Source organism: Actinokineospora enzanensis DSM 44649 (assembly GCF_000374445.1).
Lineage (GTDB): Bacteria > Actinomycetota > Actinomycetes > Mycobacteriales > Pseudonocardiaceae > Actinokineospora > Actinokineospora enzanensis.
Genome location: NZ_KB894442.1, coordinates 38,431 through 63,066, shown reverse-complemented (window position 1 = coordinate 63,066; position 24,636 = coordinate 38,431). Strand labels below are relative to the sequence as shown.

The window sequence follows — 24,636 nt, the reverse complement described above, 5'->3', positions numbered from 1 at the left end:
ATCAGGGCAGCGAGATGGCCGATCACGCGTACTTCACCATGGCCACCGGAATGCCGGTCTATTTCTGTGACCCGCACAGCCCATGGCAGCGGGGCACGAACGAGAACACGAATCGACTGCTGCGCCAGTATTTTCCGAAGGGGACCGACCTGTCGGTCCATTCCCAGGCTCACCTCGACGCGGTCGCCCGGGAACTCAACGGCCGTCCCCGTGAGACCCTCGGCGGCTACAAACCCGTCGAGAAGATGAACGAACTCCTGCTCAGACACGGTGGCGCAATGACCACATGAGGTCAAGCACTAGTGGTTTGGGCGGCTTGGTGGGTGGGGGAATTGTGCGGGTGTGGATAAGTGGGGATCTTGGTGGGCGCGGCGGCGCGAGGGTACCCGGGAATAGGGGATCCCCGATTTCTATTTTATGCGGGTGGGGCGGGAGAAAGCGAATAGGGATGATCTTGGCTGTGGACAACCTGGGGGACGGGGTGGGTGGCTAGGCTCGGGGCGTGGTGGAGGAGCAGCTGGGGCGGCCGGAGCGGAATCGGGCGATCGCGGCGTTGGTGGCGATGGTGGTGGCGGGGTTGGTGACCCTGCTGGGGGTGTTGCTCGTGGTGGCGGCGTTCGTCGAGGACGGGGCCATCGAGGGGCATACCGGGAACGCGAACGCCGATGTCGTCAGTGTGTCGTTCGCGCGGACGTTGGTGCGGTTCCAGACGCCGGATGGGGCGGAGCACGTGCCGACGGTGGGGGTGCTGTACCCGGAGGCGCTGGAGGAGGGGCAGGTCGTGCGGGTCGAGTACGACCTGCGCAACCCCGATCTCGTGCGGGTGGCCGGGCGGGGGGCGGCGTTGACGATTTTGCCGGTGAGTACCGCCGTGCTGGCCGTGTGGGTGGTGTCGGGGGGCGTTCTCTACTGGTTGCGCAGGCGGGGGCCGTTGCAGGTGCGGCGGTTGCGGCCGCGGCGGCGGATCCGGATCTGACCGGGGCGCACCTGCTGTGACACTTCTCGGCGAAATCGGCGCCCAGGTGTAACATCGGCGCGTGGACCTGGAACGCGAGTTCGAGCGCGTCGTCGCCGCGGAGCACCGGGTGGAGCCGCGGGACTGGATGCCGGACGGGTACCGGAAGACGCTGGTGCGGCAGATCGCGCAGCACGCGCACTCCGAGATCATCGGGATGCAGCCGGAGGGGAACTGGATCGGCCGGGCGCCGTCGCTGCGGCGGAAGGCGATCCTACTGGCCAAGGTGCAGGACGAGGCCGGGCACGGGCTCTACCTGTACGCCGCGGCCGAGACGCTGGGCGCGGACCGGGCCGAGTTGACCCGCAACCTGGTCGAGGGGCGGCAGAAGTACTCCTCGATCTTCAACTACCCCACGCTCACCTTCGCCGACGTCGGTGTCATCGGCTGGCTGGTGGACGGCGCGGCGATCTGCAACCAGGTCCCGCTCTGCCGCACCTCCTACGGGCCGTACGCGCGCGCCATGATCCGGGTTTGCAAAGAGGAGTCGTTCCACCAGCGGCAGGGCTACGAGCTGCTGATGACCATGATGCGCGGCACGCCCGCCCAGCGGGAGATGGTGCAGGACGCGGTGGACCGCTGGTGGTGGCCGTCGCTGATGATGTTCGGGCCGCCGGACGCGGAGAGTGCCAACACCGAGCAGTCCATGCGGTGGCGGATCAAGCGGCACACCAACGACGAGCTGCGGCAGCGGTTCGTGGACATGACCGTGCCGCAGGCCGAGCGGCTCGGCGTCACGCTGCCCGACCCGGCGCTGGCCTGGAACGCCGAGCGCGGGCACCACGACTTCGGCGAGATCGACTGGGCCGAGTTCTGGCGGGTCGTCAAGGGCGACGGGCCGTGCAACGCGGAGCGGGTCGCGCACCGGCGGCAGGCGCACGAGGATGGTGCGTGGGTGCGTGAGGCGGCGGCCGCCTACGCGGCGAAGAAGCGGGAGCGGGCGGTATGACCGACGCATCGTGGCCGTTGTACGAGGTGTTCGTGCGCGGCAAACGCGGGCTCAACCACGTGCACGTCGGCTCGCTGCACGCGCCCGACGACGAGATGGCGCTGCGCAACGCGCGTGACCTGTACACCCGGCGCAACGAGGGCGTGAGCATCTGGGTGGTGCGGGCCGACGCGATCACCGCGTCCAGCCCGGACGAGAAGGACCCGTTCTTCGCCCCCAGCGGCGACAAGGTCTACCGGCACCCCACGTTCTACGCCATCCCGGACGACGTGCCGCACCTCTGATCTTTAAGGCCGCCGATCTTCTAAGGCCGCCGATCTTCTAAGGCCGCCGATCTTTTAAGGACATCGTGGGCAGTATGGACAACGCGTACGAGGCCCTCGCCGACGAGGGCGAGGAGAAGCACTGGGCGTTCGGCACCGGCTTCACGGCCGCGCTGACCGGCGTCGACCGAGCCCTGCCCGCCGGGGTCGAGCGGGCCGACCTGGTGGTGTACTGCCTGATGCTCGGCGACGACGCGCTCATCCACGCCCAGCGCCTCGCCGAGTGGTGCTCGCGGGCGCCGGAGCTGGAGGAGGACGTCGCGCTGGCCAACATCGCGCTCGACCTGCTCGGGCAGGCGCGGCTGCTGCTCAGCCGGGCCGCCGAGGTCGAGGACGCGGGCCGGGACGAGGACGCGCTGGCCTACCTGCGTGACGAACGCGAGTTCCGCAACGTGCGGCTGGTGGAAATCGACTGCGGACCCGGCCCGGGGGGCGACTTCGCGACCACCATCGCCCGGCTGCTGGTGTTCTCGTCGTGGCGGCTGGCCGTGTTCCAGCGACTCACCGCGTCGGCGGATCCGGTGCTGGCGGCCGTGGCCGCGAAGGGGATCAAGGAACTCGCCTACCACCGTGATCACGCCGCCCAGTGGGTGCTGCGGCTGGCGGGCGGCACCGACTACTCGCGGGAACGGATGATCGCCGGGCTGACTCAGGTGTGGGCGTACACCGACGAACTTTTCACCACGCACCCGGTGGAGACCGCGCTCGGCGGGGTGGCGGTCGACCCGGCGGACGTCCGGGCCGAGGTGGCCGAGGTGCTCGACACCGTGCTGTCCGCCGCCGAGCTCGACCGGCCCGAGGTCACCCAGGTCGCCGCGCTCGCGGGTCGGGCGGGTCGGGACGGCGTGCACACCCAGGCCCTGGGGCACCTGCTCGCCGAGCTGCAGCACGTGGCCCGATCGATGCCGGGGGCGGTGTGGTGAGCGCGCGGGAGATCGTCTCGGCCGTGGTGGACCCGGAATTGCCGGTCCTCACGCTGGCGGACCTCGGCGTGCTGCGGGACGTGCGCGAAGAGGGCGGCCGCGTGGTCGTCACCATCACGCCCACCTACTCCGGCTGCCCGGCGCTGGACGAGATGCGCGCCGATTTGCGAGCCGACCTCGTCGAAGCGGGCTATTCGGACATCGAGATCCGCACTGTGCTGCACCCGGCCTGGACCACCGACTGGATCAGCGACGCCGGGCTGCGCAAGCTGGCCGACCACGGCATCGCACCGCCCCAGCGGATCGGGCCGCGCGCGGTCGGGCCGATCCCGCTGACCCTGGAGCCGCCCGCGCGCCGGGTGCCGTGCCCGCGCTGTGGATCGGTCGACACGACCGAGCTGTCCCGGTTCGGCTCCACCGCGTGCAAGGCGCTGCGTCGCTGCGAGGACTGCCGCGAACCGTTCGAGCAGATCAAGGAACTCTGACCGTGCGCGCCTTCCACGCCCTCCCGGTCGCCAGGGTCGACCGGCTCTGCGACGACGCCGTGGCCATCACCTTCGCGGTTCCCGACGGGTTGGGCGACCAATTCGCGTTCAAAGCCGGTCAGTACCTGACGCTGCGCCAGGACGTCGAGGGGCACGAGGAGCGCCGGTCGTACTCGATCTGCGCGCCGGTCGGCGCCGCGCCGCGCATCGGGGTGCGGCGGGTCGAGGGCGGGCTGTTCTCCAGCCACCTCGTCGACGCGCTCGAACCCGGCGACCTGCTGGAGGTGCTGCCCCCGCAGGGCGGGTTCACCCCGGTGGTCGAGCCGGGCGGCCACCACGGCTTCATCGCGGCCGGGTCGGGTATCACCCCGGTGCTCTCGATCGCCGCGACCGTGCTCGCCGAACCCGACACCCGCGTCACCCTGCTCTACGCCAACCGGCGCTCCGATACCGTGATGTTCGCGGAGGAGCTGGCCGACCTGAAGGACCGCTACCCGGCGCGGGTGCAGTTGGTGCACGTACTGTCCCGCGAGCCGGGCGATGTCGAACTGTTCTCCGGCCGTCTCGACGCGGACCGGCTCACCGCGCTGTTCGACCGTGTCGTCCCGGCTGCCGATATCGACCACTGGTGGTTGTGCGGCCCGTTCGGGATGGTCCAGGACGCGCACGCGGTGCTCACCGCGCGCGGCGTCCCGTCGAACCGGCTGCACCGCGAGCTGTTCTACGTCGACGAACCGCCGCCCGCGCCCAAGCGCGTCGACGAGCGCCGCCCCGACGGACCGACCGCGTCGGTGACCGTCGTCCTCGACGGCCGCGAGACCACCCTGGCCCTGCCCTATGACGAGCCGATCCTGGACGCCGCGCAGCGGGTCCGTGCCGACCTGCCGTTCGCGTGCAAGGGTGGGGTGTGCGGCACGTGCCGGGCGAAGGTCGTGGCCGGGGAGGTCGAGATGCGGCGGAACTACGCACTGGAACAGCACGAACTCGACGCGGGATTCGTGCTCACCTGCCAGGGCCTGCCGGTCACCGAGTCGGTCACCGTCGATTTCGACGCGTGACCGCGCACAGCGGCCTCGGCGTCAGCCCGGGGGTCGCCACCGGCCCGGTCGCCCGGCTCGGCACGCCCCCGGAGCTCCCGGCCGAGATGCCCGCGCCCGGCACCGACGACACCGACCGGGCGTTGGCCGCGCTCGACGCCACGGCGGCGGAGCTGGAAAGACGGGCTGAACTCGTCGACGGCGCGGCGGCCGACGTTCTGACCACCTCGGCCGTCATCGCCCGCGACCCCGCCCTGGCCGCCGAGATCGAGGCCCTCGTCCGCCAGGGCATCCCGGCCGCGTGGGCCGTCGACCGGGCGATAGCCCGATACCGGGACCTGCTCGCCGACGGCCACCTCGCGGAACGCGCCGACGACCTCGCCGACATCCGCGACCGGGCCGTTGCCGACCTGCTCGACCTCCCGGCCCCGGGCCTCCCGACGCCCGGCCACCCCCATGTCCTCGTCGCCGACGATCTCTCACCCGCCGACACGGCGTTGCTGGACCCGGGCGAGGTCCTGGCCGTGATCACCGCACGGGGCGGGCCAACCGGCCACACCGCGATCCTGGCTCGGGCTGCGGGCATCCCGGCCGTGCTGTCCTGCTCGGTCGCGGAGTCGCTTGTGGATGGACAGCGGGTGCTGGTGGACGGCGGCACCGGTCAGGTGATCGTGTCGCCGACGGACGCGGACATCGCGTCTCACCAGGTCGGCAGTGTCCCCGACGCCGCGGTGACCTTGCCGGTCACGCTGCTGGCCAACATCGGCGGACCGGATCCGGCGGAGGGCATGGACGGCGTCGGCCTGTTCCGCACCGAGTTCTTCTACCTGAACCGGAGAGAAGCGCCGACGGTCGAGGAACAGCGCGCGGCATACCGTGAAGTGCTGGTGCCGTTGGCGGGTCGACGCGTCGTCGTGCGGACGTTGGACGTGGGCTCCGACAAATCGCCGCCGTATTTGCTGACGAGGCCCGAGCCCAACCCGGCATTGGGGCTTCGCGGTACGCGACGTACGGAGCTGTTGGCCGACCAGTTGACCGCGCTCGCGGCGGCGGCCGAGGACACCGGCGTCGAACCGTGGGTGATGGCCCCGATGATCGCCACCGCCGCCGAGGCCGCGCGGTTCGCCGAGACCGCGCGTGCGTACGGGTTCGCTCACGTCGGGGTGATGGTGGAGATCCCCGCCGCCGCGCTCCGCGCCGAAGACGTGCTCGCGGAGGTGGACTTCGTCAGCATCGGCACGAACGACCTGGCGCAGTACACGTTCGCGGCCGACCGGGAGTCCGGCGAACTGGCCGAGTTGCTCGACCCGTGGCAGCCCGCGCTCCTCGACCTGGTGGCACGGGTGGTCAGCGCGGCGCTGGCCGTGGCGAAACCGGTGGGGATCTGCGGGGAATCGGCGGCCGATCCGTTGCTCGCCCTGGTCTACACGGGATTGGGCGTGGATTCCCTGTCGATGACGCCCAACAGCGCAGGCCCGGTTCGGGAGATGCTGTCGCGGCATGACTCCGCGTCCTGCCGCGAGATCGCCACGGCAGTTCTCCCGGCGTCCACTGCGAAACAAGCCCGCGACACCGCGATCCGACTGACCGCCACCTGAACCACCGGCTTCCCCGCGAGCCGGTGGCAATGTCTACAGTGGACGAATATCAGGGCCGGGCGAGGAACTCCGCCAACACCGGCGCCAGCACCGCGATGTCCACGTTGTGGGTCTGCTCCGCCAGGCTGACCGCCGTCGCGTTGGGCAGCGCCGCGGCCACGGCCTTCGCGGCAGCGCGCAGGAACGGCGGGCTCGCGTCGCCGTCGACCACCAGCGCCTCCGTGCCCACCTGCGGGAGGTCCTTCACCGAGGCGCGGGCGACGATCCGGGCGTCGTAGGACAGCGTGTGCGCCAACGACACCAGGTACCCCCAGGCCGGACCCTGCCGCATGCCCGCGATCGCCTCGCTGGACATGCCCGTCGAGGCCAGGAACACCTCGACCGCCTCGTCCCGGTTGCCCGCGCGGACCCGAGCGTCCTGCTCGTCGGCGAAGTCCTCGGACTTGTCCGAGTTGTACGGGGGCTCGTAGACGGCGACCCGGGTGACCGGCAGACCGTGCTGGACCGCGAGCAGGGCGAGGATGCCGCCCGAGGACATGCCGTAGACGGCGGTGGCGCCGACGTCGCCGAGCACCGCGGCCAGGTCTTCGAGCTCGCGTTCCACCGCGTAGGGCGGCGTGTCGGTGCTGTCGCCGCGGCCGCGCCGGTCGTAGGACACCGCGGTCAGGCCCGCGTCGGCCAGGAGCGCGCCCAGCCCCGCAGTGGAGGAACGGTTGTTGAACGCCCCGCCGACGAGCACGACCGGGCTCCCCGAGCCCACGGCCTCGTACGCGATCTTCGTCCCATCGGACGAGTGCACACTCTTCATGACAGGGCAGCCAACCGCCCCACGAAAGCGCTTGTCAATGTGTGAACGTGAGAGCTTCACTCGATTACGCGGCGCCGCCACCGGTCCGATGGACGTGGGCGACCGCCCGGCCGCGCCGGGTCAGGCGGCCGTTTCCTGCCACCAGGAGAGCACCGTCTCGGCCACCCCCGGCGCGGCCACCAACAGCCCGTCGACCGGCAGCGGCGCGTCCTCGCCACGTCTGTCCAGCACGACGGCCCCCGATTCCAGGGCCAACGCGACCGCGCCCGCCACATCCCACTCGTGGTAGCTGTGCAGGACGGCGGCCGACGCGTGACCGAGGGCCACCTGGGCGACCGACAACGCGGCCGAGCCCAGCACCCGCACACCGGCGTGCGCCGCGGCCGCGCGTTCGATGAACCCGCCCATGCCCGGCCAGGGACCGTTGCGCGCCAACTCCGTGCACACGATCGTGCCCGCCGTGTCCGTCCGGTCGATCAACGACACCCGCACCCCGTTCGCCCGCGCGCCCCGACCGCGCGCGGCCGCGTAGATCTGGCTGCGATACGGGTCGGCGACCACGCCGACCACCGGGCCCTCCGCGTCCACCAGCGCCAGGCTGTAGGCGCACCACGGCACCCCGGCCACGTAGTTCGCGGTGCCGTCGACCGGGTCCACCACCCACCGGTACTCCGAGTCGTCCGAGCCGACGTCGGCGCCGAACTCCTCGCCGACCACCGGGATGCCGGGGAACTCGGCGGTCAGCACCCGCCGGGTGTGCCGCTCCAGCGTGCGGTCGGTGTCGGTGACCCAGTCGAACGGGGAGTCCAAGACCTCCGGCCTGGCCCCGCGGCCCGCGGTCGCGATGATCACGTCCGTGGCGTCGTTGGCCAGGCGCCCGGCGATCTCCAGGGCTCGGGAGAGCAGTCCCGGCTCCACTGGTCGGCGCGAGCGGGAGGACAAGAGCGTCATGCCAACCTAGAGTGACGACCGGTTGTGGCCGGTGTGCGTCCGGTAGATGACGGATCGGGGCCCGGCAGGCCAAAGTTGGTCATTCCGGCGGTACCCACCTGCTGTTCCGGTGTCGTTCGCCGCACTGTCACGCGGCCGACCCCCGGGTGGGAGGGGTGGGGTGCCACGGTCCAGGGGTGCGCGTCGCGATCGTCACCGAGAGCTTTCTGCCGCAGGTGAATGGCGTCACCAACTCCGTCCTGCGGGTGCTCGAACATCTCCACCAGCGCGGGCACCGGGCGATGGTGGTGGCTCCCGGTGCCGGGCCCGACCGTTATCTCGGCGCGGACGTCGTCCGGGTGCGCGCGGTCGACCTGCCGGTGATCACCTCCCTGCCGATCGGGCTGCCGAACCGCAAGATGCTCGCCGACCTGGCGGACTTCGGCCCCGACGTGGTGCACCTGGCCTCACCCTTCGTGCTCGGCGCGGGCGGGCTGTGGGCGGCGCGGCGGCTGGGCGTGCCCACGGTCGCGGTCTACCAGACCGACGTGGCCGGGTTCGCCGCCTCCTACGGGCTGAGCCGGGGCGCGCGGGCCGCGTGGCGGTGGATCCGCAGGCTGCACTCCAACGCCGACCGGACGCTGGCGCCGTCGTCGGCCGCGGTGCGCGACCTGACCGGACGCGGGATCCCGCGTGTCCACCGCTGGGGCCGGGGCGTGGACATCCGCCGGTTCGCACCCGAACACGTCGACCGTGAGTTGCGGGCCCGGCTGGCACCGGACGGCGAACTGCTCGTCGGCTATGTCGGCAGGCTCGCGCCGGAGAAGCGGGTGGAGCACCTGGCCGTGCTCGACCAGCTGCCCGGGGTGCGGGTGGTGGTGGTCGGTGACGGGCCGGACGTGCGGTCGCTGCGCGAGCGGATGCCGAACGCCGCGTTCCTCGGCTTCCGTGACGGAGCCGACCTTGCCGCCGCCTACGCCAGTCTCGACGTGTTCGTGCACACCGGCCCGCACGAGACCTTCTGCCAGGCCGTGCAGGAGGCCATGGCGTCCGGGGTACCGGTGATCGCGCCGAACGCGGGTGGTCCGCGCGACCTGGTCGACCACGGCCGCACCGGCTTCCTGCTGGACCCGGACGACTTCCCGAACCAGCTGGTACCGGCGGTCGAACGACTCACCGACGCACTGCTGCGCCGCCGCATGGGGGCGGCGGGCCGTACGGATGTCCTCGGCCGTACCTGGAGCGCGGCGTGCGAGGAACTACTTGGCCACTACGACGCGGTGGCACTGGACCGGCGGTCCAAGGCGGCGTGACCCGCGCCGTGTCGTGTGTGTGGTGCATGGTGGATGAGTCGGTCGCGTAGACTTGGTGAAGGTGGCCTGAGCGATGCGGATTGTGCAACTGGCCAACTTCTACGGCCCACGATCCGGTGGTCTGCGCACCGCGCTGCACCACCTCGGCGCAGGCTACGCGGCGTCCGGACATGAGGTCACACTGGTGGTGCCCGGTGGCCGAGTGGGTGACGAGCACCTACCCACCGGAGTTCGACGGATCACCCTGCCCGCCCCGCGCATTCCCGGTACCGCCGGCTACCGCGCGGTCGACCCGGTTCGCGTAGGCGCACTGCTCTCCCGGCTGAGACCGGACCGGCTGGAGGTGTCCGACCGGCTCACCCTGCGCGGCATGGGCCGGTGGGCGGCCGAGCGGGGCGTGCCGAGCGTGGTGATCTCGCATGAACGACTGGATCGGTTGCTGGAGCAGTTCCTGATGCCGGGACCGCTGGCCCGCCGGGTCGCGGACGTGGCGAACCAGCGGATGGCGGCCAACTACGACACGGTTGTGTGCACGACGGCGTTCGCCCGCGCCGAGTTCGACCGGATCGGTGCTACCAACGTGACCAGGGTTCCGTTAGGGGTCGACCTGACCACTTTCGCGCCGACCAGGCATGACGGTGCCTTGCGTGCCGAATTGGCGCAGGGGGCTGACGCGCTTCTGGTGCATTGTGGGCGATTATCGCCGGAGAAACACGTGGAACGCAGCATCGATGCGCTTGCCGAGCTGCGTGCCATGGGGAATCGGGTACGGCTGGTGGTGGCGGGGGATGGCCCTCGGATGTCGGCGTTGCGCCGCAGGGCGGTGGGGCTGCCGGTGACGTTTCTGGGGTTCGTGTCCGATCGGGCGGATGTGGCACGTTTGCTTGCCACTGCGGATGTTTCGTTGGCGCCTGGGCCGCATGAGACGTTCGGGTTGGCGGCGCTGGAGGCATTGGCTTCCGGAACGCCGGTGGTGGTTTCGGCTTCGTCGGCTTTGCCGGAGATCGTGCGGCCGGATTGCGGACAGGCCGTGGCGGATGCCGCGCCTGCGTTTGCCGGGGCGGTGGAGGGGTTGTTGTCGGTGCCCGAGCCGGATCGGCGGGCTGCCGCCCGTGCTCGTGCCGAGGAGTTCGACTGGCCCAGCTCGGTGCGCGGAATGCTGACCGCGTTGAGCCTCTCCTGAACCTCCCGGCGCTCAGGACCCCGCACCTGACACGCCGATGCGCGGCCGGAGTTCCAGCGCGGGGGACACCCTCGTACGCTGCGCACATGATGGCCCGAGCCGGCTTGGACAAGGACCCGCGTGACATCGCGGAGATGTTCGATGGGGTTGCCCGGGGCTACGACCGTACGAACTCGGTCATGACCCTCGGCTTCGACCGTCGCTGGCGGGAGACGACCCGTCAGGTGTTGGACGCGTCTCCCGGTGAGCGGGTCCTCGACCTCGCGGCAGGCACCGCCGTGTCCACGGTGGAGTACGCGCGGTCCGGGGCCTGGTGTGTGGCCGCCGACTTCTCCCTGGAGATGTTGCGCGGCGGCTCGGACCGGGGTGTGCCGAGGGTCGCGGCCGACGCGTTCCACCTGCCGTTCGCGAGTGGTGCGTTCGACGCGGTGACCGTGTCGTTCGGGTTGCGGAACATGAATGACACCGTGGCCGCGCTCGCCGAGATGCGTCGGGTCGTCAAGCCGGGTGGGCGGCTGGTCATCTGCGAGGTGTCCCAGCCGCCGTTGCGGCCGTTGCGGTGGCTCTACCGGAACACCGTGCTGCGCGCCCTGCCGATCGTGACCCGGCCGTTCTCGTCCAACCGGGAGGCCTACGCCTACCTGGCCGAGTCGATGCGGGACTGGCATGATCAGCGCAGGGTGGCGGAGCTGATCGCCGAGGCCGGCTGGGGCGACGTCGAGTGGCTGAACCTGACCTTCGGCGTGGTCGCCCTGCACCGGGCGACCAACCCGGACTAGCGGATCAGCTCGCGGCCCGCCTGCCACCGGTCGATCCGCCACATCACCGTCAGCGCCGCCAGTGCGCACAGTCCGGCCAGGCCCGCGCTGAGGGCGTTGGCGAAGAACACCGACTCGAACGTCTTCTCCGTGTCGTCCTTCGCCAGCAGGTTCACCGCGAACAGGTCGACCGCGTGCATGGCCAGGAACAGTACCCACCACACCGCGATCAGCTTGCTGGCCCGCACGTCGCGCAGGTCGCCGCCGCGGGCGGGGGTGTCCGGGTGGCTGGCGCGCCACACGTCGCCGACGACCATCTGGGGGAGCCAGAGGTTGCCCAGGGGGATGAACCACGACAGCACCGACCAGCGGATGCGCAGCCGCTGCGGCGCGTCGCAGATGCGGGCGGAGTTGATCCGGGCACGCCAGAGCCAGAACAGGAACGCGATCCCGGACAACGCCACGCCGCCCAGCCAGCCGTAGGAGAGCCAGTCGCCGCGCTGGGTCGCGGTGTCGAGCTGGTCCTGGGTGACCGTCGGCACCGCCGAGTACACGTCCCGGACCAGCCAGTAGGTCCGCCACGACTGCCAGGCCGCGAGCCCGGCGACGGCCGTGGTCAGCAGGATCAGGGCGGAGGCGATGAACCGGGCCGCCCGCGCGGGTCGGGCCAGTGGCACCTCCGGCGGGAGCGGGAGCCCCACGATGCCCAGTGGCGACGTCGTGGTCAGGTCGGGGTCGGGCTCGCTCATCTGTCTCGCCCTCCAACGGGCAACCGTGTCCGTGTTCGGAGGTGGATCGCTGATCACAGTTCGGACGTTTCAGCTGCCACTAGACTTCACACCAGGAACGTGAAGGCTTTCACAAGGAGCGCGATGAGCAGGCGCAAGGCCGGGGAAGACGCTGAGGTCATCGTGGTGGGGGCGGGCCCGGCCGGGTCCACCGCCGCGACCTACCTGGCCCGCGCCGGGCTGGACGTGCTGCTGCTGGAGAAGAGCACCTTCCCCAGGGAGAAGGTCTGCGGCGACGGGCTCACCCCGCGCGGCGTCAAGCAGCTCATCGACCTGGGCGTGGACACCCGCGAGGAGGCGGGCTGGCTGCACAACCGCGGCCTGCGCGTGGTCGGCGGCGGGATCACCCTGGAGCTCGACTGGCCCGACCTGGCCACCTTCCCGCCGTACGGGGTGGTGCGGCCGCGCCAGGACTTCGACGAGATGCTGGCCCGCACCGCCCAGCGCGCCGGGGCCCGGCTGCTGGAGCGCACCACCGTCGGTGCCGCGATCGTGGAGAACGGCCGGGTCGTCGGCGTGACGGCCAAGGCGGGCCCGGAGAAGGTGCCGGTCACCTACCGGGCGCCGCTGGTGCTGGCCTGCGACGGCGTGTCCGCCCGGCTGGCCCTCTCGGTCGGCCTGGAGAAGATCGACAGCAGGCCGATGGGCGTCGCGGTCCGCCGCTACTACGCCAGCCCGCGCAGCAAGGACGACTACCTGGAGTCGCACCTGGAGCTGTGGGACCGCACCGACCCGGACAACCCGGTGCTGCTGCCCGGCTACGGCTGGCTGTTCGGCATGGGCGACGGCACGGTCAACGCGGGCCTGGGCATCCTGTCCACCTCGGCGGCCTTCGGCAGCACCGACTACCGGCAGCTCATGCGGGCCTGGCTGGACGGCACCCCGGAGGAGTGGGGCTTCCGCGAGCACAACGCGATCGGCAAGGTCGGCGGCGCGGCGCTGCCGATGGGCTTCAACCGCACCCCGCACTACCGCGCGGGCCTGCTGCTGGTCGGCGACGCGGGCGGGATGGTCAACCCGTTCAACGGCGAGGGCATCGGCTACGCCATGGAGTCGGCCCGGCTGGCCGCCGAGTGCGTGGTGCAGGCGCTGGCGCGGGCCGAGGGACCGGCCAGGGAGCGAGCGCTGGAAGGCTACCCGGTGGCGCTCAAACAGGCGCTGGGCAGCTACTACCGGCTGGGCAACATCTTCTCCCGGCTGATCGGCAACCCGACCGTGATGGGGCTGGCGACCAAGTACGGGCTGCCGCGCAAGACGCTGATGAAGCTGGTCCTCAAGCTGCTGGCCGGGCTGTACGACCCGAAGGACGGCGACGCGTTCGACCGGGTGATCACCGCCGCCACCCGGGTCACGCCCAGCGTCTGAGCGAGTCGTCCACGGGCGGGTGAAATCTCGACGGACGAGGGAGCGACCGTCCGCTCCGTCGATGTCGTGTTCTCACCTGTAAGTGGGATGTCGTCGCGCCCTTGGGTCGCGATTGCGGCAGGTCCGGGCGAAAATCATTCCCAGGTTTCGGCAGGGTTGCCGGAATTGGTCTGGTAGCTCATGCAAGCGGTCTGTTCGCGCTGGTCAGAGCACTCCTGGCGATCACCGGCTGTTCACGGAGAGTTGCCGAGGGGGTCGCGTTTCGGGCTGTGAGCAAGGTCCTACACTGGGCCCGATGCTTGTGAAGCCGTTCACAACTCAAGGCCGAGCTTGTGAATGTTTTCACAAACGCCGGGAACGCTCAGTTAGGGCCGCCTAACAAACAGTGGTGTGACCCACGGCCCATAGGGTTCCGGGCGGAGGACGCGGGAAAGGACGACGAGGGTGTCAACGCTCAGTTCAGCGGTCACGGAGTCGCTAGCCCGATCGTTCCTGGCCCAGCCCCCGGACGTCACCACCGACCTGGGCGTCTACCTGCCCCTGGTGGTCATGTTCGCGCTGGCCGGGGCGTTCGCGGTGTTCAGCGCCCTGCTCGGGCCGCTGGTCGGGCCGAGCCGCTACAACCGGGCCAAGGTGTCCGCCTACGAGTGCGGCATCGAACCCTCCCCGCAGCCGGTGATCGGCGGCGGCCGCGTCCCGGTCGCGTACTACCTGACGGCCATGCTGTTCATCCTCTTCGACATCGAGATGGTGTTCCTCTACCCGTTCGCGGTGTCGGCCGACGTGCTGGGGATGTTCGGCCTGTTCGAGATCTTCTTGTTCATCGCCACGGTCGGCTTCGCCTACGCGTATGTGTGGCGGCGCGGCGGGCTCGACTGGAACTGAGAGGGGGACCGGCAATGGGACTGGAAGAGAAGCTGCCGAACGGCGTCCTGCTGGCCAGCCTGGAGAAGCTGGTCAACTGGGGGCGCAAGAACTCGCTGTGGCCCGCGACCTTCGGCCTGGCCTGCTGCGCCATCGAGATGATGACCACCGGCGGCCCGCGCTACGACATCGCCCGCTTCGGCATGGAGGCCTTCCGCGCCTCGCCGAGGCAGGCCGACCTGATGATCGTGGCGGGCCGGGTGACCAACAAGATGGCCCCGGTGCTGCGCCAGATCTACGACCAGATGGCCGAGCCGCGCTGGGTGCTGGCGATGGGCGTGTGCGCCTCCTCCGGCGGCATGTTCAACAACTACGCGGTGGTCCAGGGCGTCGACCACGTCGTCCCGGTGGACATGTACCTGCCCGGCTGCCCGCCGCGGCCGGAGATGCTGCTGGACGCGATCCTCAAGCTGCACGCCAAGATCGGCGACGAGCCGATCAACGCCACCAGGGCCGCCATCCGCGCGGCCTCCGGCGCCCGCACGGAGCTGATCCCCTCCTCCGTGAAGTTCGCGAAGAAGAAGTGAACTAATGGCTGACGAGACTCCCACCACGCCGGAAGCGAACGCGGGCAAGGAAACCGGCGCCGCGCACTCCAGCGCCCAGCAGCCCGCCGATGGCCTGCAGCAGCCCGGCACCGACGCCGCGCACCGCACGCCCGTCCCGGTCGAGCCGGTCCAGGCCGGACGGACCCGCAAGGGCATGTTCAACGTCGCGGGCACCGGCGACACCTCCGGCTTCGGCGGTCTGGTGCTGCCCGGCTACAGCCCGGCCCCGGCCGAGCGTCCCTACGGCGGCTGGTTCGACGAGTTCGCCGACGACCTGAACACCGCGATGGCCGCGCACGGCGTCCCCGCCGACGCGATCCAGCAGGTCACGGTCGACCGCGGCGAGATCACCTTCTACGTCCACCGCGAACACCTGCTCGCGCTGTGCAGGTTGCTGCGCGACGAGCCCGCGCTCCGGTTCGAGCTGTGCAGCTCGGTGTCCGGTGTGGACTACGGGGTGGACATCGCCCAGCGGCTGCACTCGGTCTACCACCTGACCTCGATGACCTACCGCCGCCGGATCCGGCTGGAGGTGGCCGTCGACGTCGACGACCCGCACGTGCCCTCGGTGGTCGAGGTCTACCCGACCGCGGACTGGCACGAGCGCGAGACGTGGGACATGTTCGGCATCGTCTACGACGGACACCCCGCGCTGACCCGCATCCTCATGCCGGACGACTGGGACGGCCACCCGCAGCGCAAGGACTACCCGCTCGGCGGCATCCCGGTGGAGTACAAGGGCGCGGAGATCCCTCCGCCGGACCAGCGGAGGTCGTACTCGTGACCACCAGCCAGAACGCGGACTCGCGGGAGCAGGTCCCGGCCGAGTCCAGGGAGACCACCGAGGGCCGGGTCTACACGGTCACCGGCGGCGACTGGGACAGCGTGCTGGAGGACGCGATCCACGACGAGCGGATCGTGATCAACCTCGGCCCGCAGCACCCGTCCACGCACGGCGTGCTGCGCCTGGTGCTGGAGCTGGAGGGCGAGACCGTCACCCAGGCCCGCAGCGTCATCGGCTACCTGCACACCGGTATCGAGAAGAACTGCGAGTACCGCACCTGGACCCAGGGCGTCACCTTCGTGACGCGGATGGACTACCTGGCGCCGCTGTCCAACGAGGCCGCCTACTGCCTGGCCGTGGAGAAGCTGCTCGGCATCGAGGCGCCGCGCCGGGCGCAGGTCATCCGGGTGCTGCTGCTGGAGATCAACCGGATCAGCTCGCACCTGGTGGCGCTGGCCACCGGCGGCATGGAGCTCGGCTCGCTGACCGCGATGACCGCGGGTTTCCGCGAGCGCGAGGAGGCCCTGCACCTGCTGGAGCACCTGACCGGCCTGCGGATGAACCACGCGTTCATCCGGCCCGGCGGCGTCGCCCAGGACCTGCCGGACGATTACGAGGTCAAGGTCAAGGACTTCCTCAAGGTCATGACCAAGCGGCTGCCGGACTACGACAAGCTGCTCACCGGCCAGCCGATCTGGCGCAACCGGCTCAAGGACGTCGGCTACCTGCCGGTGGACGCCTGCCTGGCGCTGGGCATCACCGGCCCGATCCTGCGCTCCGCAGGCCTGCCCTGGGACCTGCGCAAGACCGAGCCGTACCTGGGCTACGAGGAGTACGACTTCGAGGTGCCCACCTCGAACGCGGCCGACTCGTTCGCCCGCTACCTGCTGCGGCTGGAGGAGATCCACCAGTCGCTGCGGATCATCAACCAGGCGCTGAAGAAGCTGGAGCCCGGCCCGGTCATGGTCGAGGACCAGAAGGTCGCCTGGCCTGCCAAGCTGACCATCGGCCCGGACGGCATGGGCAACTCGCTTGAGCACGTGCGCAAGATCATGGGTCAGTCGATGGAGTCGCTGATCCACCACTTCAAGCTGGTCACCGAGGGCTTCAAGGTCCCGGCGGGCCAGGTCTACGTGCCGGTCGAGTCGCCGCGCGGCGAGCTGGGCTACCACCTGGTCTCCGACGGCGGCACCCGGCCGCTGCGCGTGCACGTGCGCGAACCCAGCTTCGTGAACCTGCAGGCGATGCCCGCGATGTCCGAGGGCGGCATGGTCGCCGACGTAATCGCGGCCGTGGCCTCGATCGACCCGGTGATGGGAGGGTGTGACCGTTGAGCAGCACCGGTTCCACTTACGGTGGCTCCAGCGTGGGCGCGGGTGAGACATACCAGGCGACGGTGGGCGACACCGACGTTCTCGGGGTCTCACCGGTCGCCGCGGAGCACCTGGTCACGGACATCGCCGAGGACCTGAGCGTGTTCGACGCGCTGACCGTCGAGCGGGCGCGGGCGCTCATCGCGCGGTACCCGCAGTCGCGGTCGGCGCTGCTGCCGATGCTGCACCTGGTGCAGTCGGTGGAGGGGCGGGTCAGCCAGGCGGGCATCCAGTTCTGCGCCCAGCAGCTGAACCTGACCGCCGCCGAGGTGAGCGCGGTCGCCACCTTCTACACCATGTACAAGCGCAAGACCTGCGGCGAGCACCTGGTCAGCGTGTGCACCAACACTCTGTGCGCGGTGCTGGGCGGCGACGACATCTACAAGAAGCTCGGCGAGCACCTCGGTGAGGGCGGCAAGCGCCTGGGCCACAACGAGACCGTGGGCGAGCCGGGGCAGCCTGGCTCGATCACGCTGGAGCACGCCGAGTGCCTGGCGGCCTGCGACCTCGGCCCGGTCATCCAGGTCAACTACGAGTTCTACGACAACCAGACCCCGGAGAAGGCCGTCGAGCTGGTCGACGCGTTGCGCCGCGGCGAGAAGCCCGCGCCTACGCGCGGCGCCCCGCTGCGCGACTTCCGCACCGCGGAGCTGGAGCTGGCCGGGTTCTGGCCTGAGGACGAGGCCGATTACCGGTCCACTGTGGACGGCCCGAGCGCGGCGGTGGAAACCCTGCGCGGCGCCAAGTTGGCCGAGGACCGCGGCTGGACCGCGCCCGCCATGCCGAACCCGCCCCTGCCGGAGGTGGAGAAGAAGTGACCACTCCGAACAAGCCCGCACCGGTCACCCCGGTGCTGACCAAGCGCTGGCTGTCGCCGACGTCGTGGTCCATCAAGACCTACGAGCAGCTGGAGGGCTACACCGCGCTGCGCAAGGCGCTCGGCGGCACGCCCGAGCAGCTGGTCGAGCTGGTGAAGGCTTCCGGTCTGCGCGGCCGCGGTGGTGCCGGGTTTCCGTCCGGTATCAAGTGGTCGTTCATGCCGCCCAACGAGGACAGGCCGCACTACCTGGTGATCAATGCCGATGAGGGCGAACCGGGTACCTGCAAGGACATCCCGCTGATGATGGCCGACCCACACTCCCTCATCGAGGGATGCATCATCGCCTCCTACGCGATGCGGTCGCACCACTGCTTCATCTACGTGCGCGGCGAGGCCCTGCACTGCATCCGTCGCCTCAACGCGGCGATCCGCGAGGCACACGCGGCCGGTTACCTCGGCAAGAACGTCCTCGACTCCGGCTTCGACATCGAGATCACCGTCCACGCGGGCGCGGGTGCCTACATCTGCGGCGAGGAGACGGCACTGCTCGACTCGCTCGAAGGCCGTCGCGGCCAGCCCCGGCTCAAGCCCCCGTTCCCGGCCGCCGCCGGTCTCTACGCGGCGCCGACCACGGTGAACAACGTCGAGACCATCGCCAGCGTGCCGTTCATCGTCAACGGCGGCGCCGACTGGTTCCGCACCATGGGCACCGAGAAGTCGCCCGGCCCGAAGATCTACTCGATCTCCGGCCACGTGACCAACCCCGGCCAGTTCGAGGCGCCGCTGGGCACCACGCTGCGCGAGCTGCTGGAGCTGGCGGGCGGCATGAAGGACGGCGTCCCGCTCAAGTTCTGGACCCCGGGCGGCTCGTCCACGCCGATGTTCACCGCCGAGCACCTCGACGTCCCGCTGGACTTCGAGGGCGCCGCGGCGGCGGGCTCGATGCTGGGCACCACCGCGGTCATGGTCTTCAACGAGACCGTGTCCGTGCCGTGGGCGGTGATGAAGTGGACCCAGTTCTACGAGCACGAGTCCTGCGGCAAGTGCACCCCGTGCCGCGAGGGCACCTACTGGCTCACCGGCATCCTGGAGCGGATGGTCGAGGGCAAGGGCACCGAGTCCGATATCGACACCCTGCTCGACATCTGCGACAACATCCTGGGCCGCTCGTTCTGCGCGCTCGGTGACGGTGCGGTCAGCCCGATCACCAGCGGCATCAAGTACTTCCGGGACGAATTCCTCGCCCTCTGTGACAAGAACAGGGCACTTGTAGGAGCGCAGTCATGACCATCGCGCCGGAGAACCCCGTCGAGACCAAGCCGGTCCCCGAGGGACACGTGCGGCTGACCGTCGACGGCCACGTGGTGGACGCGCCCAAGGGCGAGCTGGTCATCCGCACCGCGGAACGGCTGGGCATCCAGATCCCGCGGTTCTGCGACCACCCGCTGCTCGACCCGGCAGGCGCCTGTCGGCAGTGCCTGGTCGAGGTCGAGATGGGCGGGCGCCCGATGCCCAAGCCGCAGGCCTCCTGCACGATCACCGTCGCCGACGGCATGGTGGTCAACACCCAGCTGACCTCGCCGGTGGCGGACAAGGCGCAGCAGGGCGTGATGGAGCTGCTGCTCATCAACCACCCGCTGGACTGCCCGATCTGCGACAAGGGCGGCGAGTGCCCGCTGCAGAACCAGGCCATGGCGCACGGCCGCACGGAATCCCGGTTCGTGGAGACCAAGCGGACGTTCCCCAAGCCGATCCCGGTGTCCACCCAGGTGCTGCTCGACCGTGAGCGCTGCGTGCTCTGCCAGCGCTGCACCCGGTTCTCCGCGCAGATCGCGGGCGACCCGTTCATCGAGCTGCTCGAACGCGGCGCCCAGCAGCAGATCGGCATCGCCGAGGAGAAGCCGTTCCAGAGCTACTTCTCCGGCAACACCATCCAGATCTGTCCGGTCGGCGCGCTGACCAGTGCCGCCTACCGGTTCCGGTCGCGGCCGTTCGACCTGGTGTCCACCCCGAGCGTGTGCGAGCACTGCTCGTCCGGCTGCGCGGAGCGCACGGACTGGCGGCGCGGCAAGGTGATGCGCAAGCTCGCGGGCGACGACCCCGAGGTCAACGAGGAGTGGATCTGCGACAAGGGCCGGTTCGCCTTCCGCTACGCCACCGCCGCCGACCGGATCACCCGGCCGCTGGTGCGTGACGCGAAGACCGGAGCGCTGGTCGAGTCCAGCTGGACCGAGGCGCTCCAGGTGGCCGCGGACGGGCTGGTCAAGGCCCGCGACGGCAAGGGCGTCGGGGTGCTGGCGGGCGGTCGGCTGACCGTCGAGGACGCGTACGCGTACGGCAAGTTCGCCCGGATCGCGTTGCGCACCAACGACATCGACTTCCGGGCCCGGCCGCACTCCGCCGAAGAGCTGGAGTTCCTGGCGTCCACCGTGGTCGGCACCACGCCGGACACCGGGGTCACCTTCCGGGGCATCGAGCAGGCACCGGCCGCGCTGCTGGTCGCCCTCGACCCCGAGGAGGAGGCGCCGATCGTGTTCCTGCGGCTGCGCAAGGCAGCCCGCAAGAACAAGACCAAGGTGTTCCACCTCGGCCAGTGGACCAGCCCGAGCGTCACCAAGACCAACGGCACCCTGCTGGCCTGCGTGCCCGGCGGCGAGCCCGCCGCGCTGGACGGCTTGGCCGCGCACGCGCCGGACGTCGCCGAGGCGCTCGGCGCCGCGGGCGCGGTCATCCTGGTCGGCGAGCGCGCCGCCCAGGTGCCCGGCCTGCTCAGCGCCGTGCTGCGGCTGGCGGACAGCACCGGCGCCAAGCTCGCCTGGATCCCGCGCCGCGCCGGTGAGCGCGGCGCGTTGGACGCGGGTGCCGCGCCGAACCTGCTGCCCGGCGGCCGCCTGGTCGGCGACGACAAGGCCCGCGCGGTCGTCGAGCAGGTGTGGGGCCTGGCCGAGGGCGCGCTGCCCACCCGGGTCGGCCGTGACACCGACGCCATCCTGGACGCGGCCGACAACCACAAGCTGGACGGCCTGGTGATCGGCGGGGTCGACCCGTACGACCTGGCCGACCCGGAGCTGGCGCTGCGTGCCATCGCCGAGGCCGGTTTCGTGGTCAGCCTGGAGCTGCGGCACAGCGCGGTCACCGCGCTCGCCGACGTCGTGCTGCCGATCGCCCCCGCGGTCGAGAAGTCCGGCAGCTACCTCAACTGGGAGGGCAGGCGCCGGGAGTTCGGCCACACCCTGGAGGGCACCGGCGCGCTGCCGGACGGCCGGGTCCTGGACTCGCTCGCGGTCGAGATGGACGTCGACCTGTTCACCCAGACCTCCGCCGCCAGCGCCGCTGACCTGGCCCGGCTGCCCGCGATCGCGCGCACCGCCGGTGCGCCGGAGACCGCGGCCGCGCCCGCCAAGGCCGGTGCCGGACAGGCCGTGCTGGCCAGCTGGCGCCAGCTGCTGGACGACGGGTCCGCACAGGACGGTGAGCCGCACCTGGCGGGCACCGCCCGGCCGGTCTACGCGCGACTGTCCTTGAAGACCGCGACGGACCTGGGCGTGGCGGGCACCGCACGGGTGGCCACCGACCGCGGCGCGGTCACCGTCCCGGTCCAGATCGCCGACCTGCCGGACGGCGTGGTCTGGCTGCCGGGCAACTCCCCGGGCTCGACCGTGCGCCGGACCCTCGGGGTCGGCCACGGTGCCGTGGTGACGGTTAGTGGAGGCAACGCATGACCAGGGCCCAACTCCTGGCCGACGACCCGCTCTGGCTGATCCTGATCAAGGCCGTGGTGCTGCTGCTGCTCGGCGCGCTCTCGACCATGGCGATGATCGTGCTGGAGCGCAAGATCGTGGCCAGGATGCAGCACCGGCCCGGCCCCAACCGGGTCGGTCCGGGCGGCTGGTTCCAGTCCATCGCGGACGCGATCAAGCTCCCGTTCAAGGAGCAGGTCATCCCGGACACCGCGGACCGGAAGGTCTACTTCCTGGCCCCGATCATGTCCACCATCCCGGCCTTCCTGGCCTTCTCGGTGATCCCGTTCGGCCCGGAGGTCTCGATCTTCGGCGAGCGCACCGTGCTGCAGCTGGTGGACCTGCCGGTCGGGGTGCTGGTGATCCTGGCCTGCTCGTCCATGGGCGTCTACGGCATCGTGCTCGCGGGCTGGGCGTCCGGCTCGCCGTACCCGCTGCTCGGCGGTCTGCGCTCGGCCGCCCAGGTGATCTCCTACGAGATCGCCATGGGCCTGTCCATCGTGGCCGTGATCCTCTACTCCGGGTCGCTGTCCACCGGCGACATCGTCGACGCGCAGCACAGCGGCTGGTACTTCTACCTGCTGGCGCCGAGCTTCGTCATCTACTTCATCTCCATGGTCGGCGAGACCAACCGGGCCCCGTTCGACCTCCCCGAGGCTGAGTCGGAGCTGGTCGGCGGCTTCCACACCGAGTACAGCTCGATGAAGTTCGCGCTGTTCTTCCTCGCCGAGTACGTCAACATGGTCATCGTCTCGGCCTTCTGCACCACCCTGTTCTTCGGCGGCTACATGGCCCCGTGGCCGATCTCGCTGATCGACGGCAACTACTTCAACACCGGCTGGTGGCCACTGCTGTGGTTCTTCGGCAAGACCGCGGTGTTCCTGTTCGTGTTCATCTGGCTGCGCGGCACGCTGCCCCGGCTGCGCTACGACCAGTTCATGCGGCTGGGCTGGAAGGTCCTGGTCCCGGTCAACCTGGTGTGGATCGTCGCGGTGGTCGCGCTGCGCGCCATCCGGCACGACCAGTCGATCTCCAGCGGGTCCATCGTGTGGATCGTCGCGGTCGTCGTGGTGGTGCTCATCGCGGTCGCCCTGCTGCTGCCCGACCGGGCGGTGCCGCCGGACGAGCAGGTGCCGGTCACCGGCGGCGGCTACCCGGTGCCGCCGCTCGACCTTCGGGTGCCGGACAAGGAAAACCTCAAGCCGCGGGTCCGCCGTAGGCGGGAGCGCGCCGCGGTCGGCGCCGGTCCGGAGCGGGGCGCGGACAAGGAGACACAGCAGTGAGCATCTTCGACCCGCTCAAGGGCTTCGGCGTCACCTTCTCGACGATGTTCAAGAAGGTCGTCACCGAGGAGTACCCGGAGAACTTCCCCGGCACCGCGCCGCGCTACCACGGCCGCCACCAGCTCAACCGGCACCCGGACGGGCTGGAGAAGTGCGTCGGCTGCGAGCTGTGCGCGTGGGCCTGCCCGGCGGACGCCATCTTCGTGGAAGGCGGCGACAACACCGAGGACGCCCGCTACTCCCCTGGCGAGCGCTACGGTGCCGACTACCAGATCAACTACCTGCGCTGCATCGGCTGCGGCCTGTGCATCGAGGCCTGCCCGACCCGGTCGCTGACCATGCTCAACGACTTCGAGCTGGCCGACGACGACCGGCAGCGGCTGATCTACACCAAGGAACAGCTGATGGCGCCACTGCTGCCGGGCATGGAGCAGCCGCCGCACCCGATGCGCCTGGGCGACAACGAGCAGGACTACTACGTGAACGGCCCGCAGCTGGCCGCGCGGAACAACGAGGTGGCCAAGTGAGCGCGATGCTGCTGGCCCAGGAGGCCGCCACGCACGTGACCACCGGCGAGGCGGTCGCGTTCTGGATCCTCGGCCCGCTGGCCCTGGCAGGCGGCCTCGGCATGATCTTCGCCAGGAACGCGGTGCACTCGGCGCTGTTCCTGGTGCTGACCATGCTCAGCCTCGGCGTGATCTACCTGGTGCAGCAGGCTCCGTTCCTGGGCTTCGTGCAGATCATCGTCTACACCGGCGCGATCATGATGCTGTTCCTGTTCGTGCTCATGCTGGTCGGCCGCGACTCCTCGGACTCCGTCGTGGAAGTCCTGCGCGGACAGCGGCTCTGGGCCACCGTGCTCGGCATCGGGCTCGCGGTCCTCATCGTGGCCGCCGTGTCCCGCGCGCTGTCCAGCGTCAAGTCCCTCGACCTGGCGGGCGAGAACGCCAACGGCGGCAAGGGGAACGTGGCCAACATCGGCCGGGCGCTGTTCTCCGACTGGGTCTTCCCGTTCGAGCTGACCTCCGCCCTGCTGATCGTGGCCGCCGTCGGCGCCATGGTCCTCGGCTACGTCGACCGGCACCTGCGCGGCCGCCGGACACAGAAGGAGCTCGTCGAGGCCCGCTTCCGCGGCGAGTACGAGCGGCCGTCGCCGCTGCCCGGACCTGGCGTGTTCGCCACGTCCAACTCGGTCGCCACCCCCGCGCTGCTGCCGGACGGCTCGGTCGCCGAGGAGTCGCTGTCCCGGCTCATCGACGCCACCGCGTCGGAGAAGCTGGACGAGGAGCGCAAGGCGGTCGCGGGCACCCTGCCCGGCCCCGACTCCCGCGCGCTCGCCCCTGGCAAGTCGGACCCTGGGAAGGGTGACCTCGGATGACCCCGACCTACTACCTGCTGCTGTCGGCGCTGCTGTTCACCATCGGCGCGGTCGGTGTGCTGGTCCGCCGCAACGCCATCGTGGTGTTCATGTGCGTCGAGCTGATGCTCAACGCGGTGAACCTCTCGCTGGTGACCTTCGCGCGGATCAACGGGCAGCTCTCCGGTCAGATCATGGCGTTCTTCGTGATGGTCGTGGCCGCGGCCGAGGTGGTGGTCGGGCTGGCGATCATCATGTCGATCTTCCGGACCCGCCGGACCGCCTCGGTCGACGACTCCAACCTGCTGAAGTACTAAGGGGATCCTCAGGTG

The 24,636-nt window shown here is 70.5% G+C and carries 26 protein-coding genes; 23 read left to right on the top strand and 3 right to left on the bottom strand.

Features of this window, described 5'->3' with window-relative positions:
• The 8 genes from C503_RS41635 to C503_RS0132400 form a co-directional block, all read left to right on the top strand.
• A partial coding sequence (locus C503_RS41635) for an IS30 family transposase (protein WP_018683200.1) occupies window positions 1–290 on the top strand: 290 nt, incomplete at its 5' end.
• A gap of 212 nt (window positions 291–502) precedes the next feature.
• Entirely contained in the window at window positions 503–976 is a 474-nt protein-coding gene (locus tag C503_RS0132430; RefSeq protein ID WP_018686396.1) for a DUF3592 domain-containing protein, read from the top strand.
• 61 nt (window positions 977–1,037) lie between these two features.
• Complete coding sequence (gene paaA / locus C503_RS0132425; RefSeq protein WP_018686395.1) at window positions 1,038–1,964, top strand: 1,2-phenylacetyl-CoA epoxidase subunit PaaA; 927 nt, start codon at window positions 1,038–1,040, stop codon at window positions 1,962–1,964.
• The gene (paaB, locus tag C503_RS0132420; RefSeq protein WP_018686394.1) at window positions 1,961–2,248 is read left to right on the top strand and encodes a 1,2-phenylacetyl-CoA epoxidase subunit PaaB; all 288 of its coding nucleotides are present in this window, start codon (window positions 1,961–1,963) and stop codon (window positions 2,246–2,248) included. Before paaA ends, paaB begins: the two co-directional genes overlap by 4 nt.
• A 74-nt stretch (window positions 2,249–2,322) precedes the next feature.
• A complete protein-coding gene (gene paaC, locus C503_RS0132415; RefSeq protein WP_018686393.1) occupies window positions 2,323–3,210 on the top strand; it encodes a 1,2-phenylacetyl-CoA epoxidase subunit PaaC in 888 nt (295 codons plus the stop codon).
• Entirely contained in the window at window positions 3,204–3,695 is a 492-nt protein-coding gene (gene paaD, locus C503_RS0132410; RefSeq protein ID WP_018686392.1) for a 1,2-phenylacetyl-CoA epoxidase subunit PaaD, read from the top strand. Before paaC ends, paaD begins: the two co-directional genes overlap by 7 nt.
• Before the next feature lie 2 nt (window positions 3,696–3,697).
• Window positions 3,698–4,753 (top strand): 1,2-phenylacetyl-CoA epoxidase subunit PaaE, encoded by a 1,056-nt coding sequence (paaE, locus tag C503_RS0132405; RefSeq protein ID WP_018686391.1) that lies wholly within the window; start codon window positions 3,698–3,700, stop codon window positions 4,751–4,753.
• The gene (locus C503_RS0132400) at window positions 4,750–6,330 is read left to right on the top strand and encodes a phosphoenolpyruvate--protein phosphotransferase (protein WP_018686390.1); all 1,581 of its coding nucleotides are present in this window, start codon (window positions 4,750–4,752) and stop codon (window positions 6,328–6,330) included. Before paaE ends, C503_RS0132400 begins: the two co-directional genes overlap by 4 nt.
• A 49-nt stretch (window positions 6,331–6,379) precedes the next feature.
• Here C503_RS0132400 and C503_RS0132395 read toward each other — a convergent pair whose 3' ends face one another.
• Entirely contained in the window at window positions 6,380–7,138 is a 759-nt protein-coding gene (locus C503_RS0132395; protein WP_018686389.1) for an alpha/beta fold hydrolase, read from the bottom strand.
• A gap of 120 nt (window positions 7,139–7,258) precedes the next feature.
• On the bottom strand, window positions 7,259–8,089 hold the full coding sequence (locus tag C503_RS0132390) for an inositol monophosphatase family protein (protein WP_026316929.1): 831 nt from the start codon (window positions 8,087–8,089) through the stop codon (window positions 7,259–7,261).
• 176 nt (window positions 8,090–8,265) lie between these two features.
• Between C503_RS0132390 and C503_RS0132385 the strand changes: the two genes are divergently transcribed.
• The 3 genes from C503_RS0132385 to C503_RS0132375 all read left to right on the top strand — a co-directional run bounded on the left by C503_RS0132385 (window position 8,266) and on the right by C503_RS0132375 (window position 11,343).
• Window positions 8,266–9,381 carry a glycosyltransferase family 4 protein gene (locus tag C503_RS0132385; RefSeq protein ID WP_018686387.1) on the top strand — a complete coding sequence of 372 codons (1,116 nt, stop codon included), beginning with the start codon at window positions 8,266–8,268 and terminating at the stop codon, window positions 9,379–9,381.
• A 73-nt stretch (window positions 9,382–9,454) separates the two neighbouring features.
• Window positions 9,455–10,564 (top strand): glycosyltransferase, encoded by a 1,110-nt coding sequence (locus C503_RS0132380; RefSeq protein WP_018686386.1) that lies wholly within the window; start codon window positions 9,455–9,457, stop codon window positions 10,562–10,564.
• Between the two features lie 89 nt (window positions 10,565–10,653).
• Entirely contained in the window at window positions 10,654–11,343 is a 690-nt protein-coding gene (locus C503_RS0132375) for a demethylmenaquinone methyltransferase (protein WP_026316927.1), read from the top strand.
• Here C503_RS0132375 and C503_RS43775 read toward each other — a convergent pair.
• Complete coding sequence (locus C503_RS43775; RefSeq protein ID WP_018686384.1) at window positions 11,340–12,071, bottom strand: DUF4328 domain-containing protein; 732 nt, start codon at window positions 12,069–12,071, stop codon at window positions 11,340–11,342. The genes C503_RS0132375 and C503_RS43775 overlap by 4 nt on opposite strands.
• A gap of 99 nt (window positions 12,072–12,170) precedes the next feature.
• Between C503_RS43775 and C503_RS0132365 the strand changes: the two genes are divergently transcribed.
• The 12 genes from C503_RS0132365 to nuoK all read left to right on the top strand — a co-directional run bounded on the left by C503_RS0132365 (window position 12,171) and on the right by nuoK (window position 24,621).
• On the top strand, window positions 12,171–13,475 hold the full coding sequence (locus tag C503_RS0132365; RefSeq protein ID WP_281170551.1) for a geranylgeranyl reductase family protein: 1,305 nt from the start codon (window positions 12,171–12,173) through the stop codon (window positions 13,473–13,475).
• 492 nt (window positions 13,476–13,967) lie between these two features.
• Entirely contained in the window at window positions 13,968–14,360 is a 393-nt protein-coding gene (locus C503_RS0132360) for an NADH-quinone oxidoreductase subunit A (RefSeq protein ID WP_026316926.1), read from the top strand.
• Between the two features lie 14 nt (window positions 14,361–14,374).
• Window positions 14,375–14,926: a NuoB/complex I 20 kDa subunit family protein gene (locus C503_RS0132355; protein ID WP_018686381.1), complete on the top strand. Its 552-nt coding sequence runs from the start codon at window positions 14,375–14,377 to the stop codon at window positions 14,924–14,926.
• Between the two features lie 4 nt (window positions 14,927–14,930).
• Window positions 14,931–15,731, top strand: coding sequence for an NADH-quinone oxidoreductase subunit C (locus C503_RS0132350; protein WP_018686380.1), 801 nt, complete (start codon window positions 14,931–14,933; stop codon window positions 15,729–15,731).
• A complete protein-coding gene (locus C503_RS0132345; RefSeq protein WP_018686379.1) occupies window positions 15,728–17,065 on the top strand; it encodes an NADH-quinone oxidoreductase subunit D in 1,338 nt (445 codons plus the stop codon). Before C503_RS0132350 ends, C503_RS0132345 begins: the two co-directional genes overlap by 4 nt.
• Window positions 17,062–17,922 carry an NADH-quinone oxidoreductase subunit NuoE gene (gene nuoE / locus C503_RS0132340; RefSeq protein ID WP_051114995.1) on the top strand — a complete coding sequence of 287 codons (861 nt, stop codon included), beginning with the start codon at window positions 17,062–17,064 and terminating at the stop codon, window positions 17,920–17,922. The genes C503_RS0132345 and nuoE overlap by 4 nt, the downstream gene beginning before the upstream one ends.
• The gene (nuoF, locus tag C503_RS0132335) at window positions 17,919–19,211 is read left to right on the top strand and encodes an NADH-quinone oxidoreductase subunit NuoF (protein ID WP_018686377.1); all 1,293 of its coding nucleotides are present in this window, start codon (window positions 17,919–17,921) and stop codon (window positions 19,209–19,211) included. The genes nuoE and nuoF overlap by 4 nt, the downstream gene beginning before the upstream one ends.
• The gene (locus C503_RS0132330) at window positions 19,208–21,646 is read left to right on the top strand and encodes an NADH-quinone oxidoreductase subunit G (protein ID WP_018686376.1); all 2,439 of its coding nucleotides are present in this window, start codon (window positions 19,208–19,210) and stop codon (window positions 21,644–21,646) included. Before nuoF ends, C503_RS0132330 begins: the two co-directional genes overlap by 4 nt.
• Window positions 21,643–22,947 (top strand): NADH-quinone oxidoreductase subunit NuoH, encoded by a 1,305-nt coding sequence (gene nuoH, locus C503_RS0132325; protein WP_018686375.1) that lies wholly within the window; start codon window positions 21,643–21,645, stop codon window positions 22,945–22,947. The genes C503_RS0132330 and nuoH overlap by 4 nt, the downstream gene beginning before the upstream one ends.
• Window positions 22,944–23,474: an NADH-quinone oxidoreductase subunit NuoI gene (nuoI, locus tag C503_RS0132320; protein ID WP_018686374.1), complete on the top strand. Its 531-nt coding sequence runs from the start codon at window positions 22,944–22,946 to the stop codon at window positions 23,472–23,474. Before nuoH ends, nuoI begins: the two co-directional genes overlap by 4 nt.
• A 5-nt stretch (window positions 23,475–23,479) precedes the next feature.
• Window positions 23,480–24,325, top strand: a complete 846-nt coding sequence (locus C503_RS0132315; protein WP_026316925.1) for an NADH-quinone oxidoreductase subunit J — start codon at window positions 23,480–23,482, stop codon at window positions 24,323–24,325.
• Complete coding sequence (gene nuoK / locus C503_RS0132310) at window positions 24,322–24,621, top strand: NADH-quinone oxidoreductase subunit NuoK (RefSeq protein ID WP_018686372.1); 300 nt, start codon at window positions 24,322–24,324, stop codon at window positions 24,619–24,621. The genes C503_RS0132315 and nuoK overlap by 4 nt, the downstream gene beginning before the upstream one ends.
• Window positions 24,622–24,636: the final 15 nt, after the last annotated feature.

What these genes read in the sequence shown, in the direction of transcription:
- paaB (WP_018686394.1), top strand. Translation starts at nt 1,961, where the DNA reads ATGACCGACGCATCGTGGCCGTTGTACGAGGTGTTCGTGCGCGGCAAA.
- paaC (WP_018686393.1), top strand. Translation starts at nt 2,323, where the DNA reads ATGGACAACGCGTACGAGGCCCTCGCCGACGAGGGCGAGGAGAAGCAC.
- C503_RS0132395 (WP_018686389.1), bottom strand. Translation starts at nt 7,138, where the DNA reads ATGAAGAGTGTGCACTCGTCCGATGGGACGAAGATCGCGTACGAGGCC.
- C503_RS0132390 (WP_026316929.1), bottom strand. Translation starts at nt 8,089, where the DNA reads ATGACGCTCTTGTCCTCCCGCTCGCGCCGACCAGTGGAGCCGGGACTG.
- C503_RS0132380 (WP_018686386.1), top strand. Translation starts at nt 9,455, where the DNA reads ATGCGGATTGTGCAACTGGCCAACTTCTACGGCCCACGATCCGGTGGT.
- C503_RS0132375 (WP_026316927.1), top strand. Translation starts at nt 10,654, where the DNA reads ATGGCCCGAGCCGGCTTGGACAAGGACCCGCGTGACATCGCGGAGATG.
- C503_RS43775 (WP_018686384.1), bottom strand. Translation starts at nt 12,071, where the DNA reads ATGAGCGAGCCCGACCCCGACCTGACCACGACGTCGCCACTGGGCATC.
- C503_RS0132355 (WP_018686381.1), top strand. Translation starts at nt 14,375, where the DNA reads ATGGGACTGGAAGAGAAGCTGCCGAACGGCGTCCTGCTGGCCAGCCTG.
- C503_RS0132350 (WP_018686380.1), top strand. Translation starts at nt 14,931, where the DNA reads ATGGCTGACGAGACTCCCACCACGCCGGAAGCGAACGCGGGCAAGGAA.
- C503_RS0132330 (WP_018686376.1), top strand. Translation starts at nt 19,208, where the DNA reads ATGACCATCGCGCCGGAGAACCCCGTCGAGACCAAGCCGGTCCCCGAG.
- nuoH (WP_018686375.1), top strand. Translation starts at nt 21,643, where the DNA reads ATGACCAGGGCCCAACTCCTGGCCGACGACCCGCTCTGGCTGATCCTG.
- C503_RS0132315 (WP_026316925.1), top strand. Translation starts at nt 23,480, where the DNA reads ATGCTGCTGGCCCAGGAGGCCGCCACGCACGTGACCACCGGCGAGGCG.
- nuoK (WP_018686372.1), top strand. Translation starts at nt 24,322, where the DNA reads ATGACCCCGACCTACTACCTGCTGCTGTCGGCGCTGCTGTTCACCATC.